Here is a 14,969-nt window from a genome sequence, read left to right on the forward strand (position 1 = left end):
ACCCATGACCCGCTTGCCCCTCACGTCCCTGGCATTGGTACTGGCCCTGACCGCGCCCGTCCTGGCGGCAGAGCCCACCGTCCGCACCCTGGACCAGGGCTGGACCTTCCGCCTGGATCCCAAGGACCCGGCGGCCAAGGCCCATGGCGGGGAAACGTCGTGGCGGGCGGCCAAGGTGCCGGGCACGGTGCAGACCGACCTGCTGGCCCTGGGCCGCATCGGCGACCCCTTCCGCCGCGATGCGGAGGCGGGCCTGCAATGGATCGGCCTGTCGGATTGGGAATACCGCACCGACATCCAGGTGGATGAGGCGACGCTGAAGCGCGGCCATGTCGACCTGGTGTTCGACGGCCTGGACACCTTCGCCGACGTGGCGCTGAACGGCACCCGGCTGGTGTCGGCCGACAACATGTTCCGCCAGTGGCGGGTGCCGGTGAAGGCGCTGCTGCACAAGGGCGCCAACACCCTGACGGTGGCGCTGCATTCGCCCATCGCCAAGCTTCAGCCCTGGCTGCTGAAGCAGCCCTACGCCCTGCCGGGTGAGTTCGACAGCGCCTTCGGTGATGAGCCGGCGGGCAAGCAGACTTCCAACTATGTGCGCAAGGCCAACTACCAGTACGGCTGGGATTGGGGTCCCCGCTACGTCACCCTGGGCATCTGGCAGCCGGTGCGGCTGGAGGCCTGGGACGGCCCGCGGCTGGACGACTTCCACGTCGCGCAGCGGAAGGTGACGGCGGACGCGGCGGAGGTGACGGCGGAGTTCGACATCCAGGCCGACCGCGCCGGCACCCTGCAGGTGACGGTGACGCCCACCACGCCGGGCGGCACGGACCTGCCGGCGGTGACGCGCACGGTTGCGGTGGACGCCGGCGCCAACCATGTCAGCCTGCCCATCCGGATCGAGCATCCGCGCCTGTGGTACCCGGTGGGCTATGGCGCACCGGACCTTTACACCTTTCACGCCACGGTGGCCGACGGCAACGATGTGGTGGCGAAGGTGGAGCGCCGCACGGGCTTGCGCAACGTGGAACTGCGCCGCACGCCGGACCAATGGGGCAAAAGCTTCGAATTCGTGGTCAACGGCATCCCGGTGTTCGCCAAGGGCGCCAACCTGATCCCGTTTGATGCCTTCCCCAGCCGCGTGCCGGTGGAAAGCGTGCGCGCCATGCTGCAATCCGCCCGCGATGCCAACATGAACATGCTGCGCATGTGGGGCGGCGGCCACTACCAGAGCGACGCCTTCTACGACATGGCGGACGAGATGGGCCTGATGGTGTGGCAGGACTTCATGTTCGGCGGCGCCATCACCCCTTATGACGTCGCGTTCCGCGAGAACAGCCGGCAAGAGGCGGTGGAGCAGGTGAAGCGCCTGCGCGACCACCCCAGCATCGTGCTGTGGTGCGGCAATAATGAGGTGCAGACCGGCTGGGAATCCTGGCCCGACCGCCAGACCTTCAAGGACAGCATTCCGCCGGCGGAGCGTGAGCGCATCGTCACCGGCATGACCGTGCTGTTCGGCGACGTGCTGCGCAACGTGGTGACCAAGTACGGCGATGGCGTGCCTTATTGGGCCAGCACACCCAGCACGGATTTCGACGGCCCCGCCGACCAGATGGACGACGGCGACAAGCATTACTGGAAGGTGTGGTCCGGTTCCGCCCCGCTGGAGGATTATCTGGACACCACGCCGCGCTTCCAGTCGGAATACGGCCTGCAATCCTTCCCGGTCATGGCGACGGTCAAGGCCTTCGCCGATCCGCAGGACATGGAAAGCCCCAATTCCCCGGTGATGCGGGCGCACCAGAAGTTCGCGAACGGCAACGGCAATGACCGCCTGCTGTTCTACATCCGTAAATATTATGGCGAGCCCAAGGACTTCGCCTCCTTCATCTATCTCAGCCAGGTGATGCAGGCGGAGGGGATAGAGCTGGCGGCCAGCCATCTGCGCGCGTCCCGGCCGCACAGCATGGGGTCGCTGTACTGGCAGTTGAACGACGTCTGGCCCGGGGCCTCCTGGTCCAGCATCGATTATTTCGGCCGGTGGAAGGCGCTGCAGTTCCACGCCCGCCGCTTCTACGCGCCCCTGCTGGCGTCGGCCCTGCGCCACAACGGCAAGACGGAGGTGCGGCTGGTGTCGGATCTGACCAACCCCACCCCGGCGCAATGGCGCCTGCGGGTCCTGGACATGGACGGTACCGTGCGGCAGGAGAAGACGACCCCCGTCACCCTGGTGCCGCTGGCCAGCACCGACGTGGGCACTTTCGACGACGCGGCCCTGTTGAAGGGGGCGGACCCGAAGCGCACCGTGGCATCGGTGGAACTGCTGGTGGACGGCCAGCCGGTGTCGCGGACGCTGGTCTATTTCAACGACACCATCGCCCTAGCCCTGCCGGACCCCGTCCTGGCGGCGGAGGTGAAGCCGGCCGCCGATGGTTACGCCCTGACGGTGACGGCCCAGCGCCTGGCGCGTGAGGTGTGGGTGGATTTCGGCGACATCGACGCCACCCTGTCGGATAACGCCTTCGACCTGCTGCCGGGGCAAAGCGTCACGCTGACGGTGCGGTCCAAGGCCGATATCAACGCCCTGCAAAAGGCGTTGACCGTGCGCTCGCTCGCGGGCGCCACCAAGGAAAGCATGGAATGAAGCTGCGATTGCTTCTGACGACGGTTCTGTCGCTGCTGCCGGTGGCGGCCTTCGCGCAAAACACCCCCACCGCCGATGCCGACGCCCTGGTCAACCACATGACCTTGGCCGAAAAGGTGGGACAGGTGCAAAGTGCCGCCCCCGCTATCCCCCGCCTGAACTGGCCCGCCTATGAATGGTGGAACGAGGGGCTGCACGGTGTCGCCCGTGCCGGCTATGCCACCGTGTTCCCCCAGGCCATCGGCCTGGCCGCCACCTGGGATACCGACCTGCTGCACCGGGTGGGTGACACCATCTCCACCGAGGCGCGGGCCAAGTTCAACGCGGCGGGTCCCAAGGCGGACCACGACCGCTACATGGGCCTCAGCATTTGGTCGCCCAACATCAACATCTTCCGCGACCCGCGCTGGGGCCGGGGGCAGGAAACCTATGGCGAGGATCCGTACCTGACGGGCCACATGGGCGTGGCCTTCATCCAGGGCATCCAGGGTCCCGACCCCGCCCATCCCAAGGCCATCGCCACCGCCAAGCATTTCGTCGTGCACAGCGGGCCGGAGGCCGGGCGCCATTCCTTTGACGTCGATGTGTCGCCCTATGACCTTGAGGCCACCTACACCCCGGCCTTCCGCCTGGCGGTGACGGCGGGGCAGGTGGGCAGCGTCATGTGTTCCTACAACGCGCTGCACGGCACGCCGGTCTGCGCCGATGGCGACCTGCTGAATGGCAGGCTGCGCCGGGATTGGGGCTTCAAGGGTTACGTCGTGTCCGACTGCGACGCGGTGGACGACATGACCCGTTTCCACCATTACCGCGCCGATAATGCCGCCTCCGCCGCCGCGGCGGTGCAGGCGGGCACGGATTTGAACTGCGGTGGCGGCGGTCGCTACGCCTACGCCGATCTGGGCAATGCGGTGGCGCAGCACCTGGTCAGCGAAGGGGCGGTGGACCAGGCGGCCCGTCGGGTGATCGCCGCGCGGGCCCGCATGGGCGCCTTCACCGCCAACGACCCCTACGCCGACATCGGGAACGAGCGCATCGACGATCCCGCCGCCCGCGCCCTGGCGCTGGAGGCGGCGCGCAAATCCATCGTGCTGCTGAAGAACCGCAACAACCTGTTGCCGCTGGCGCCCGGCACCGGCCTAGCGGTCATCGGCCCCAACGCCGACGCGCTGAACGTGCTGGAGGCCAACTACCATGGCACCGCCGTCCAGGCATTCACGCCCCTGGCGGCGCTGCGCATGGCGCCGGGCATCGGCCTGATCAGCTACGCCCAGGGCTCCGCGCTGGCGGAGGGCGTGCCTGTGCTGGTGCCGGAAACGGCGCTGCGCACAGGGGCCGGGTCCGGTGCCGAACCCGGCCTGACCGGCGATTATTTTGACAATCTGGACTTCAGCGGGGAACCGAAGCTGACCCGCACCGACCGCACCGTCGATTTCGATTGGGACAAGGTGCCGCCGGCGCCGGGCATGGACGCCCACAAGTACGCCGTGCGCTGGACCGGCCTGCTGGTGCCGCCGGGGGCGGGCGACTACAGCCTCGCGCTGCGCTTCGACCGCTGTTTCGACTGCCTGGGCCATGACGCCGTGCGCCTGTACGTGGATGGGCGCCTGGTGCTGGACGATCCCGGCACCGGCAAGGACGCCGACCTGACCGTGCCCCTGCATGTGGACGGCAAATCACCCCACCGCATCCGGCTGGAGATGGTGCACGGTGGCCAGGACCAGGGCATCCGCCTGATGTGGCAGGCCCCCGCCGACGCCCAGCGGGACGAAGCGGTGGCCGTGGCCCGCAAGGCTGGCGCCATCGTCGCCTTCGTCGGCCTGTCCCCCGATGTGGAGGGGGAGGAGTTGGGCATCGTCGTGCCCGGTTTCGACGGCGGTGATCGCACCGACCTGGGCTTGCCCCAGACCCAGCAACAGTTGCTGGAGGCCGTGGCCGCCACCGGCAGGCCGTTGGTGGTGGTGCTGATGTCGGGCAGTGCCGTGGCCCTGAACTGGGCGCAGGAGCATGCCGACGCCATCCTGGCCGCCTGGTATCCGGGGGAACGCGGTGGGCGGGCGATCGCGGAGACGCTGTTCGGCGTCAACAACCCGTCGGGCCGCCTGCCGGTCACCTTCTACCGCAGCGTCCGCGACCTGCCGGCCTTCGTCGATTACGCCATGACCGGCCGCACCTATCGCTATTTCGAGGGCGCGCCGCTGTACCCCTTCGGTTTCGGCCTCAGCTACACCCGCTTCGCCTATGACGGCCTGGCCCTGTCCACCGCCAACCTGGATGCCGGCCAGCCGCTGACCGTCACCGCCACCGTGCGCAACGTGGGGGATAAGGCGGGTGATGAGGTGGCGCAACTGTACCTGACGCCACCAGCCGGCCCCCTGGCGCCGCGCCGCGCCCTGGCGGGTTTCCAGCGGGTGCATCTGGAGGCCGGGGAAAGCCGACAGGTGACCTTCCAGGTCGATCCGCGCGACCTCAGCGGCGTGGACGCCGCCGGCAACCGCGCGGTGGAGGAGGGGCGCTATCAGGTGTTTGTCGGCGGCGGCCAGCCCGACTACGCCGCCGGCGTGGACAAGACGCTGGAAATCCATAGCCGCCAGGCGCTGCCGAAATGAGGAAGGTGATGCCGACCAGCCGCCGTGAGGTCTTCCTGGGCGGTGCCGCCCTGGCGCTGGCCGGCGCCCTGCCGACCCGTGTCCTCGCTGGTGCCCGGCCCAGCCGCCGGCCGCCGCCAGCGCAGCGCAAGGTGTCCAGCCCGGCGGTGGAACGCCTGTTGGCCCAGGTGAAGGCCAAGGTGGCGGATCCGGAACTGGCCTGGCTGTTCGAGAACTGCTTCCCCAACACCCTGGACACCACGGTGGAACTGGGGCGGCTGGACGGCAAGGCCGACAGCTTCGTCATCACCGGTGACATCGAATGCCTGTGGCTGCGCGACAGTTCGGCCCAGGTCTGGCCCTATCTGCCGCTGGCCAAGGATGACGCCATCCTGCGCCAGGTGTTCCAGGGACTGATCCACCGCCAGGCGCGGTGCATCCTGATCGACCCCTACGCCAACGCCTTCCAGCCCGACCCCAAGGGCACCACCCCCACCAAATGGGCCGCCGGCGACCTGACGGAGATGAAGCCCGGCGTGGCGGAACGGAAGTGGGAGGTCGACAGCCTGTGTTATCCCATCCGCCTGGCCCACGGTTACTGGCGGGCGACGCTTGACCTGGCGCCGTTCGATGAGGAATGGCGGGCCGCCATGCGCCTGGTGGTCGCCACCTTCCGGGCGCAACAACGCAAGGATGGGCCCGGGCCCTATCGTTTCCAGCGCAAGTCCGAGGTGCCGACCGAAAGCCTGACGCTGGACGGCTATGGCGCGCCAACGCGCAAGGTGGGCCTGATCCATGGCATGTTCCGCCCGTCGGACGATGCCTGCCTTTACCCCTTCAACATCCCCGGCAACCTGTTCGCCGTGACCGCCCTGCGCCAGTTGGCGCCGCTTTGGCGGGCCGTGGGTGGTGAAGAGGATGTGGCCCGCGATGCGCTGGCCCTGGCCGATGAGGTTGAGGGCGCCTTGCGCACCCATGGCCGCATGACGCATGCCGATGGCGATGAGACCTGGGCCTATGAGGTCGACGGCTACGGCAACCGCCTGTTCATGGACGACGCCAACGTGCCCAGCCTGCTGGGCCTGCCCTACCTGGGCGCTTGCGCGGCGGATGACCCGCTGTATCGCCGCACCCGCGCGCGGGTGTGGAGCGACGCCAACCCCTATTTCTTCCAGGGTGCTGCGGGGCAGGGTATCGGCGGCCCGCATGAGGGGCTGCGCATGATCTGGCCCATGTCCATCATCGTGCGGGCCCTGACCAGCGATGATGACGCGGAGATCCGCCAGTGCCTGTCCTGGCTGAAGACCACCCACGCCGGCACCGGCTTCATGCATGAGGCCTTCGACCAGGACGACCCGGCGCATTTCACCCGGCCCTGGTTCGCCTGGGCCAACACCCTGTTCGGGGAACTGATCATCGACCTTTTGGCGCGCAAGCCGGCGCTGTTGCGGTCGCCGCTGCCGTAAGGCGACATACGGGAAAACCAGCCGCATTCATGCGGCTGTAGGCGGGGGCCGCCGGAGATTTACGGGGAGCCGTAGGCGGACCGGAAATCGAGGATGAGGCAAGCCGCCGGATGGCGGCGCCCGCCGCCTGAGGGAATTGGGAAAGGACATACACATGTTGACGCGTCGTGAACTGTTGGGCGGGACCGCCGCTGGTCTGGCTTTGATGGCGGGACGTCCTGCTTGGGCGGGCGGCAATGAAGATCTGACCCGCTGGGTCGATCCCTTCATCGGCACCGGCGGCCACGGCCACACCTTTCCTGGCGCCACCGTCCCGTTCGGCATGGTGCAATTGAGCCCCGACACCGACAACGAGCGTTGGGACTCTTGCTCGGGCTATCACCAGGACGATGGCACGATCATGGGTTTCTCCCACACCCATCTCAGTGGCACCGGCGTGGGCGATTTGCTGGATGTGCTGGTGGTGCCGGCGGTGGGCCCCGTGCTGCTGACGCCCGGCGACCTGGACCATCCCGAGGGCGGCTACCGCGCCCGCTATGACCATGCTGATGAGCACGCCACCCCCGGTTATTACCGCGTGCTGCTGAAGGACAGCGGGATCGAGGCGGAATTGACCGCCGCCGCCCGTGCCGGCCTGCACCGCTATCACTTCCCGGCGGGGAAGGACGGCGCCCACCTGCTGATCGATTTCCACCACGGCATGCAGGACAAGCACGGCGTGACCACCCGGGTGAAGGATGCCACCCTGAAGCTGGTGGGCAACGACACGCTGGTCGGCGGGCGCCGGGTGTTCCAGTGGGCCGACGGCCGCCACATCTATTTCGCGCTGAAGCTGTCGCGCCCCTTCGCCAAGGCGGAGCTTTATTCGGATGACAAGCCGGTGACCGGTGACGGCGTCGCCGGCACCAACCTGAAGTGCGCGCTGCATTTCCCGGACGCCAGCACCGCCCCGCTGCTGGTCAAGGTGGGCGTGTCGGCGGTGGACATCGACGGCGCGTTGCGCAACCTGGATTCCGACATCCCGGACTTCGATTTCGACCGGGTGCGCGGGGCTGCGCGTGACGCCTGGCAGGCGGAGCTGTCCCGCATCCGCATTGAGGCCGACAGCGACACCGACCGGCGCATTTTCTATTCCGCCCTGTACCACGCCCTGGTGGCGCCCACCCTGTTCAGCGACGTGGATGGGCGTTATCGCGGCATGGACGACGCCGTGCACCAGATGCCGGCCGGCCGCAAGACCTACACGACCTATTCGCTGTGGGACACCTACCGCGCCCTGCATCCCCTGTTCACCCTGGCGCAGGCCGACCGCGTGCCCGACCTGGTGGACGCCCTGGTACGCATGGCGGTGGAAAGCCCTGCCGGCCCACCGGTCTGGCCGCTGCAGGGGCGGGAGACGGGCTGCATGATCGGCTGGCACTCGGCCGTGGTGTTGGCGGAGGCGCAGGCCAAGGGCTTCACCGGCATCGACTACAAGGCCGCCTGGCCCGCCTTCCACAAGCGCGCCTTCCAGGACGAAAGCCTGGGCATGGGTGAATACCGGGCCAAGGGCTACATCCCCAGCGACACGGTGGACGAGGCGGTCAGCAAGACGCTGGAATACGCCTACGACGACTGGGCGCTGGCCCACTTGGCGGCCGGCCTGGGCGCCAAGGATGAGGCCAAGGCGCTGGCCGAACGCTCCCGCAACTACCGCAACGTCTTCGACGGGGGCGTCAATTTCGTGCGTGCCCGCGACAGCGCCGGCAAATGGATCGAGCCGTTCGACCCCCGCGCCATGGGCCACATGAAAAAGTGGCGCGACTACACCGAAACCAATTCCTGGGAAGCCACCTTCCTGAACCAGCACGACGTCTATGGCTATATGGGCCTGTTCGGCGGGCCGGACCGGTTCGAGGCCAAGCTGGATGAGCTGTTCACCACCAGTTCGGAGATGCCGGCCGACGCGCCGCCGGACATCGCTGGCCTGGTGGGCCAGTACGCCCACGGCAATGAGCCCAGCCACCACGTGGCCTACCTCTACGCCTACACCGGTGCTCATCATAAGACCCAGGCGCGGGTGCGCATGCTGCTGAAGACCATGCACCAGGACAAGCCCGACGGGCTGGCTGGCAATGAGGATTGCGGCCAGATGAGCGCCTGGTACCTGATGAGTGCCATGGGCCTGTACGCCGTCGATCCGGTGACGCCCATCTACGTCTTCGGTTCCCCCCTGTTCCGCAAGGTGGAATTGGCCGTGGGGGCGGGGCGCCAACTGGTGATCGAGGCGCCGGGCAACGGGCCGGACGCGCCCTATATCCAATCCGTCACCTGGAACGGCAAGCCGCATGGCAAAAGCTGGATCAGCCACGCCGACGTGGCCAAGGGCGGCCATCTGGTGTTCAAGATGGGCTCGACGCCCAACCCGCACTTCGGTGCCGACCCGGCCGACCGGCCGCCGTCGTTCCAGCCCATTGTCTGAGGAAGCGCTCATGCCCCGCCATGTGCTCATGCTGGACCTGAAGGACGATCCGGAACTGATTGATCGTTATCGGGATTGGCATGCGCCGGGGCGGGTACCGGCACCCATCGTCCAATCCATCCGGGACGCCGGCATCCTGGATCTCGACATCCATCTCTGCGGCAACCGCCTGGTGATGATCATGGAGGTAGGGGACGATTTCTCGCCCGCGGCCAAAGCGGCGGCCGATGCCGCCAACCCGGACGTCCAGGCGTGGGAAGCGTTGATGTGGACCTTCCAGCAGGCCTTGCCTTGGGCCAAGCCGGGGCAGAAATGGGTGCCGGCGGATCAGATTTTCACGATCCCGTAAAAGCGTCTTGCCCGCCAGACCCGCGCCCCGCAAGCTGACGTCCGCGTGTTCTTGAGGGGGGGCGGAGCATGGCGATGCCGGTACGGGCGGTGATGGTCTTGTGCCTGGGGCTGCTGGTGGCGGCTGTTCCGGCCAGGGCGGATGAGACGGCGGGGCATATCACCGGCGTCGGCGGGGTGTTTTTCAAGGCGAAGGGTCCGAAGGCGCTGGCGGCGTGGTACCGCGATGTGCTGGGCCTGCCGCTGCAACCCTGGGGCGGCGCGATGCTGCGCTACGATGCGCCGGGGCATCCGCCGGTGATGACGTGGAGCGCCTTTCCGGCCGCGACGGACTACTTCGCGCCCTCGACCGGCGACTTCATGATCGACTACGCGGTCGATGACATGGACGCCTTCGTCGCCCGGCTGAACGCCAAGGGGGTGGCGATCCTGAAGCGAACCGATGATTCCAGCGGCCGTTTCGCCTGGCTGCTGGATCCGGAAGGCAACAAGATCGAACTATGGCAACCCAAGCCCACGGCCCCCTGACGGAACGGCCGCCGTCAGCTGCGATAGCGCAACGCGTCCACCAGCAGGGCGAAGGCGGCGGTGGGCTGGCGCCGGCTGGGGTAATACAGGTGATAGCCGGAGAAGGGCGGGCACCAGTCGTCCAGTACCGTCACCAGGCGGCCGGCCGCCACATGCTCTGTCACCCGGTTCTCCATGACGAAACCCAGGCCGAAGCCGTTGATGGCGGCCTTGATGATCATGTCGGCGTCGTTGAAGGCCAACTGTCCTTCGACCCGCACCCGCACCTCCTGCCCATCCTTCTCCAACTCCCAGGCGTATAGGCTGCCCGATGAGATCAGGCGTAGGTTGATGCATTGGTGATCGGCCAGATCCTGCGGCGTGCGGGGAACGGGCCGATCCTTGAAATAACCGGGCGCGCCGATGATGACCAGGCGCTGGTCCGGCCCGATGCGGGTGGCGATCATGTCCTTGGCCACCCCTTCACCCAGGCGCACGCCGGCATCGAACCGGTCGGCGACGATGTCGACGAAGCCGGAATCAAGGCTCAATTCCACATGGATATCGGGGTATTGGGGCAGCAGCTTTTCCAAGGCTGGCCACAGGATCGTGTCCGCTGCGTGCCGGGAGGTGGTGATGCGGATGGTGCCCGCCGGCTTGTCGCGCAACTCACCGATCGAGGCCAACTCGGCCCCGATACTGTCCAGCGCCGGGCGCAGGGTGGCCAGCAGCCGCTCCCCCGCCTCCGTCGGTGCCACGTTGCGGGTGGTGCGGGTCAGCAGGCGCACGCCCAGCCGTGTTTCCAGCCGGCGGACGGTATGGCTGAGCGCTGATTGCGAGGTGCCCAGCTTCGCCGCGGCACGGGTGAAGCTTCGTTCCTCCGCCACCGTCAGGAAGGCGTTGAGGTCCACCAGCTCATCACGCTGCATTCATGATCCTCACATATAATTTCATGCCATTTATAGCGACTAATTGTGGGAAAGCGGCGGGTTTAAATTTCCACTGCCGCCGACGGGCCATCCGCCCGCCGGTATCGATGGCATGGAGGTGACGATGGACATCAAGCGCAGCGGTTCCCAGGCATCGAACAAGGGGCCTGCGGACTATTTCACCGGCACCGTCCGGGTGGACGCGCCGTTCAACGGCAGCGGCAACCTCAGCGCCGCCACGGTGACGTTCGAGCCGGGCGCCCGCACCGCCTGGCACACCCATCCCCTGGGCCAGACCCTGCTGGTCACCGCCGGCCTGGGCCGGGTGCAGCGCGATGGCGGCCCGATCGAGGAGATACGCCCGGGCGACATCGTCTGGATCCCACCGGGGGAAAAGCACTGGCACGGCGCCGCCCCCCATTGCGCCATGACGCATGTCGCCATCGCGGAGATGAAGGACGGCAAGGCCGTCGATTGGATGGAACAGGTTTCCGACGCGCAGTACGGTGCCTGAAGGAGCACACGCATGAAAAACCGCCTGCTGGGAAAGCTTGCCGTCACCGAGATCGGTTTCGGCACCATGAGTTTCGCGTCCACCTATGGACAGGCGCCGGACCAGGCGGAATCAATCCGCGTCATCCGCGGCGCCTATGATCGCGGCGTCACCTTCTTCGACACGGCCGAGGCCTATGGTCCGTGGACCAATGAGGTGCTGGTGGGTGAGGCGCTGCGCCCGGTGCGCGATCAGGTCGTGATCGCCACCAAGTTCGGCTTCAACATCGACCCGAAGACCGGCCAGCGCGGGCCCGGCCTGAACAGCCGGCCCGACCATATCAAGGGCGTGGTCGATGCCATGCTGGGCCGGCTGGGCATGGACAGCATCGACCTGCTGTACCAGCACCGCGTCGATCCCGATGTGCCCATGGAAGAGGTCGCCGGGACGGTCAAGGACCTGATCGCGGCGGGCAAGGTCAAGCATTTCGGCCTGTCGGAGGCGAGTGCCGCCTCCATCCGCCGCGCCCACGCGGTGCAGCCGGTGACCGCGATCCAGAGCGAATATTCCCTCTGGACCCGCGAGCCTGAGCCCGAGGTTCTGCCACTGTGTGCGGAACTGGGCATCGGTTTCGTGCCGTGGAGCCCCCTGGGTGCCGGTTACCTCACCGGCAAGATCGACGCGGGCACGGTGATCGGAAGCGGTGATTTCCGGTCGATGTCGCCCCGCTTCACGCCGGAGGCGCGGGTGGCCAACCAGGGGCTGGTCGATCTGCTCACGCGGATCGCCAAGGCCAAGGGGGCGACGCCGGCGCAGATCGCCCTGGCCTGGCTGCTGGCGCGGGCCCCGTTCATCGTGCCCATCTTCGGCACCCGGCGGCTGGACCGGGTTGAGGAGAACCTGGGTGCCGCCGAGGTGGCCCTGTCGCCCGAGGACCTGGGTGAGATCGAGGCCGTGGTCGCCGGCATCGATATCCAGGGCGCCCGTCTGCCCGCCGCCGTCCTGCAATATTCCTACCGCTGATCGGCCGGCACCCTGGTCCGCAACAGGCTGGCGCAGAGCAGGCTACCCAATCCGGTAGCCGCGATCACCCAGCCCAGCGGCCAGGGCATGCCGTCGGCACAGGCGCCGACCAGGGCGGAGCCCAGGATGCCGCTGCCATAGTGTATGGCCCCCACCAGGGCCGAAACGGCGCCGGCGCGGTGGGGAAAGCCGCTCAGCGCGCCGGCGATGGAATTGGCGACGATGAAACCCGTCGCCGACACGAACAGGAACAGCGGCAACACCAATCCCCATAGGCCGCCCCAACCGGTGCGGGCCATTACGGCCAGCAGGAGGCCGGACACCGCGGCGGCCAGGGTGCCGCGGATCAGCAGCCACTCGCTGCCCAGCCGGGCCACCAGACGGGCGTTGATCATGTTGGTCGCCATGATCCCGACGATGCCGACACCGAACAGCACGCCGTAGAGGCGCGCCGGCACGTGGTAAAAGGTGATGTAGGCGAAGGGCGTGCCCGCGACGTAGGCATACATGGCGGCATAGAAGAAACCACCGGCGCCGGCATAACCCAGCAACCGGCGGTCGCGCAGCAGCGTGCCGTAAGTCAACAGCGCCCGGCTCAGCGGTTCCACACTGCGCCGGGAGGCTGGCAGCGTCTCGGGCAGGGTGGCCAGGGCCGCCAGGGTGGCGAAACCCACGCCCACCAGCGTCCAGAAGATGGCGCGCCAACTGGCCACCTCCAGGATTTGGCCGCCCACGATGGGGCCCAGCAATGGGGCGATGCCATCACCGTCATCAGGGTGGACATCATCTGTGCGGCGCGATGGCCCGCGTACAGGTCACGCACCATGGCGCGGGCCAGCACCACGCCGGCACAGGCGCCCACCGCCTGGACGACACGCCAGCCGATCATGGCCCCGGCGGTCGGGGCCAGGGCGCAACCGGCGGACCCGATGATGAACAGCACCAGGCCGATGGCGACCGGCAGGCGCCGGCCGTACCGGTCGCCGATCGGTCCCCAGACCAGTTGCCCCAGACTGAAACCGATCAGATAACCGGAGACCGTCAGTTCCACGGTGCCGGTATCGGTGTTCAGGGCCCGGCCCATGGCGGGCATGGCCGGCAGGTACAGGTCGGTGGAGATGGAGGCGAACCCCATCAGGGCGCTGAGGATGGCCAGGACGCGCCAGCCGTGGCGCGCGGCCTCCTCCGCCGCGGCGGGCGGGGCGGTCGTGGCGCCCGTGATGCTGTCGGGCATCGGTTTATCCTGTCTTGCAAAAGAGAAGGCCCGCACGCCCAGAGCAGAATGCGATCACGGGAAATCGCTTCTTGCTCCGGGCGCGCGGGCCCCGCCGCCGGACCAGCAGTCGGATCGGTCCGTCGGCGGTATCAGCGGCCGGTGGTCGCCATCAGGTGTTCGGGGTAACGGGCGCCTTCCACCTCGATCTCGGCGGCGGCCTTCTGGATGTCCGCCAGGTCCGTGGCGCTCAGCACCAGGTCGGCGGCGCCCAAATTCTCCTCCAGCCGATGCAGCTTGGTGGTGCCGGGAATGGGCACGATCCAGGGCTTCTGCGCCAGCAGCCAGGCCAGGGCGACCTGGGCCGGGGTGGCGCCCTTGTCGGTGGCGATGCGCTTCAGCAGGTCGACCAGCGCCTGGTTCTTCTCCATCGCTTCCGGCGTGAAGCGCGGCAGGATCTTGCGGAAGTCGCCTTCGCCCAGGGCGGTGTCCTTGGACATGGCGCCGGTCAGGAAACCCTTGCCCAGGGGGCTGTAGGCCACCAGGCCGATGCCCAGTTCCTCGCACGCCTCCAGGATGCCGTTGGTCTCCGGTCCCCGGGTCCACAGCGAGTATTCGTTCTGCAGGGCCGTCACCGGCTGCACCGCGTGCGCCCGGCGCACCGTCTGGGCGCCCGGTTCCGACAGGCCGAAGTGCAGGACCTTGCCCTCGGTGATCAGGTCCTTGACGGTGCCGGCCACATCCTCGATCGGCACGTTGGGGTCAACGCGGTGCTGGTACAGCAGGTCGATGACCTCCACGCCCAACCGCTTCAGCGAGGCCTCGGCCGCCGCGCGGATGTTGTCGGGGCGGCTGTTCATGCCCAGCATCTTGCCGGTGGTGCGGTCGATGTCGAAACCGAACTTGGTGGCGATCACCACCCGGTCGCGCACCGGCCGCAGGGCGGTACCCACGATCTCTTCATTGGTGAAGGGGCCGTAGACCTCGGCCGTGTCGAAGAAGGTGACGCCCCGGTCCACCGCCGCCCGGATCAGCGCGATGGATTCATCGTTCGACAGGGCATGGCCGTAGCTGAAGTTCAGGCCCATGCAGCCGAAGCCCAGGGCCGAGACCTCCAGGCCACTTTTACCAAGCAGACGCTTTTCCATTCTGTCCTCCTGCCAAGTGAGGGCGGGGTGCCCCTGGCATGGTTGAGAAAATGGAAGCGATTGGGTTTATCGATAAGCGGGGGGAAATGGCATGACGTCATGTCGCTGGTTCATGAGTGGATGAAAAAAGGGCGGGAACGTGCGTCCCC

The 14,969-nt window shown here is 67.7% G+C and carries 12 protein-coding genes; 8 read left to right on the top strand and 4 right to left on the bottom strand.

The window, feature by feature from the left end; genetic code table 11:
- Window positions 1-4: 4 nt before the first annotated feature.
- From PW843_28775 to PW843_28800, 6 genes are all read left to right on the top strand, one after another.
- Entirely contained in the window at window positions 5-2,644 is a 2,640-nt protein-coding gene (locus tag PW843_28775) for a glycoside hydrolase family 2 protein (protein ID MDE1150562.1), read from the top strand.
- Window positions 2,641-5,253, top strand: coding sequence for a glycoside hydrolase family 3 C-terminal domain-containing protein (locus tag PW843_28780; GenBank protein ID MDE1150563.1), 2,613 nt, complete (start codon window positions 2,641-2,643; stop codon window positions 5,251-5,253). The genes PW843_28775 and PW843_28780 overlap by 4 nt, the downstream gene beginning before the upstream one ends.
- 8 nt (window positions 5,254-5,261) lie before the next feature.
- Window positions 5,262-6,698: a glycoside hydrolase family 125 protein gene (locus tag PW843_28785; GenBank protein MDE1150564.1), complete on the top strand. Its 1,437-nt coding sequence runs from the start codon at window positions 5,262-5,264 to the stop codon at window positions 6,696-6,698.
- A gap of 154 nt (window positions 6,699-6,852) precedes the next feature.
- A complete protein-coding gene (locus tag PW843_28790; protein ID MDE1150565.1) occupies window positions 6,853-9,159 on the top strand; it encodes a GH92 family glycosyl hydrolase in 2,307 nt (768 codons plus the stop codon).
- 10 nt (window positions 9,160-9,169) lie between these two features.
- Complete coding sequence (locus PW843_28795) at window positions 9,170-9,508, top strand: L-rhamnose mutarotase (protein MDE1150566.1); 339 nt, start codon at window positions 9,170-9,172, stop codon at window positions 9,506-9,508.
- A gap of 68 nt (window positions 9,509-9,576) precedes the next feature.
- The gene (locus PW843_28800) at window positions 9,577-10,035 is read left to right on the top strand and encodes a VOC family protein (protein ID MDE1150567.1); all 459 of its coding nucleotides are present in this window, start codon (window positions 9,577-9,579) and stop codon (window positions 10,033-10,035) included.
- A gap of 14 nt (window positions 10,036-10,049) precedes the next feature.
- On the opposite strand, the gene PW843_28805 is transcribed toward PW843_28800, so the two are convergent.
- Complete coding sequence (locus PW843_28805) at window positions 10,050-10,943, bottom strand: LysR family transcriptional regulator (protein MDE1150568.1); 894 nt, start codon at window positions 10,941-10,943, stop codon at window positions 10,050-10,052.
- A 124-nt stretch (window positions 10,944-11,067) separates the two neighbouring features.
- Between PW843_28805 and PW843_28810 the strand changes: the two genes are divergently transcribed.
- Together PW843_28810 and PW843_28815 are read left to right on the top strand one after the other, a co-directional pair.
- Complete coding sequence (locus PW843_28810; protein MDE1150569.1) at window positions 11,068-11,457, top strand: cupin domain-containing protein; 390 nt, start codon at window positions 11,068-11,070, stop codon at window positions 11,455-11,457.
- Window positions 11,458-11,469: 12 nt separating this feature from the next.
- Window positions 11,470-12,459: an aldo/keto reductase gene (locus PW843_28815; protein ID MDE1150570.1), complete on the top strand. Its 990-nt coding sequence runs from the start codon at window positions 11,470-11,472 to the stop codon at window positions 12,457-12,459.
- Here the strand turns inward: PW843_28815 and PW843_28820 are convergent.
- The 3 genes from PW843_28820 to PW843_28830 all read right to left on the bottom strand — a co-directional run bounded on the left by PW843_28820 (window position 12,450) and on the right by PW843_28830 (window position 14,820).
- The gene (locus tag PW843_28820; GenBank protein ID MDE1150571.1) at window positions 12,450-13,172 is read right to left on the bottom strand and encodes a hypothetical protein; all 723 of its coding nucleotides are present in this window, start codon (window positions 13,170-13,172) and stop codon (window positions 12,450-12,452) included. The two genes, PW843_28815 and PW843_28820, sit on opposite strands and share 10 nt — an antisense overlap.
- On the bottom strand, window positions 13,055-13,693 hold the full coding sequence (locus PW843_28825) for an MFS transporter (protein MDE1150572.1): 639 nt from the start codon (window positions 13,691-13,693) through the stop codon (window positions 13,055-13,057). Before PW843_28825 ends, PW843_28820 begins: the two co-directional genes overlap by 118 nt.
- A gap of 131 nt (window positions 13,694-13,824) precedes the next feature.
- Complete coding sequence (locus PW843_28830) at window positions 13,825-14,820, bottom strand: aldo/keto reductase (protein ID MDE1150573.1); 996 nt, start codon at window positions 14,818-14,820, stop codon at window positions 13,825-13,827.
- Window positions 14,821-14,969 lie beyond the last annotated feature (149 nt).

The sequence above is a fragment of the Azospirillaceae bacterium genome (assembly GCA_028283825.1).
GTDB lineage: Bacteria > Pseudomonadota > Alphaproteobacteria > Azospirillales > Azospirillaceae > Nitrospirillum.

Bases quoted from the DNA above. Each gene is read 5' to 3' on its own strand.
- PW843_28775 (MDE1150562.1), top strand. From the start codon at position 5: ATGACCCGCTTGCCCCTCACGTCCCTGGCATTGGTACTGGCCCTGACC.
- PW843_28780 (MDE1150563.1), top strand. From the start codon at position 2,641: ATGAAGCTGCGATTGCTTCTGACGACGGTTCTGTCGCTGCTGCCGGTG.
- PW843_28785 (MDE1150564.1), top strand. From the start codon at position 5,262: ATGCCGACCAGCCGCCGTGAGGTCTTCCTGGGCGGTGCCGCCCTGGCG.
- PW843_28790 (MDE1150565.1), top strand. From the start codon at position 6,853: ATGTTGACGCGTCGTGAACTGTTGGGCGGGACCGCCGCTGGTCTGGCT.
- PW843_28795 (MDE1150566.1), top strand. From the start codon at position 9,170: ATGCCCCGCCATGTGCTCATGCTGGACCTGAAGGACGATCCGGAACTG.
- PW843_28800 (MDE1150567.1), top strand. From the start codon at position 9,577: ATGGCGATGCCGGTACGGGCGGTGATGGTCTTGTGCCTGGGGCTGCTG.
- PW843_28805 (MDE1150568.1), bottom strand. From the start codon at position 10,943: ATGCAGCGTGATGAGCTGGTGGACCTCAACGCCTTCCTGACGGTGGCG.
- PW843_28810 (MDE1150569.1), top strand. From the start codon at position 11,068: ATGGACATCAAGCGCAGCGGTTCCCAGGCATCGAACAAGGGGCCTGCG.
- PW843_28815 (MDE1150570.1), top strand. From the start codon at position 11,470: ATGAAAAACCGCCTGCTGGGAAAGCTTGCCGTCACCGAGATCGGTTTC.
- PW843_28825 (MDE1150572.1), bottom strand. From the start codon at position 13,693: ATGCCCGACAGCATCACGGGCGCCACGACCGCCCCGCCCGCCGCGGCG.
- PW843_28830 (MDE1150573.1), bottom strand. From the start codon at position 14,820: ATGGAAAAGCGTCTGCTTGGTAAAAGTGGCCTGGAGGTCTCGGCCCTG.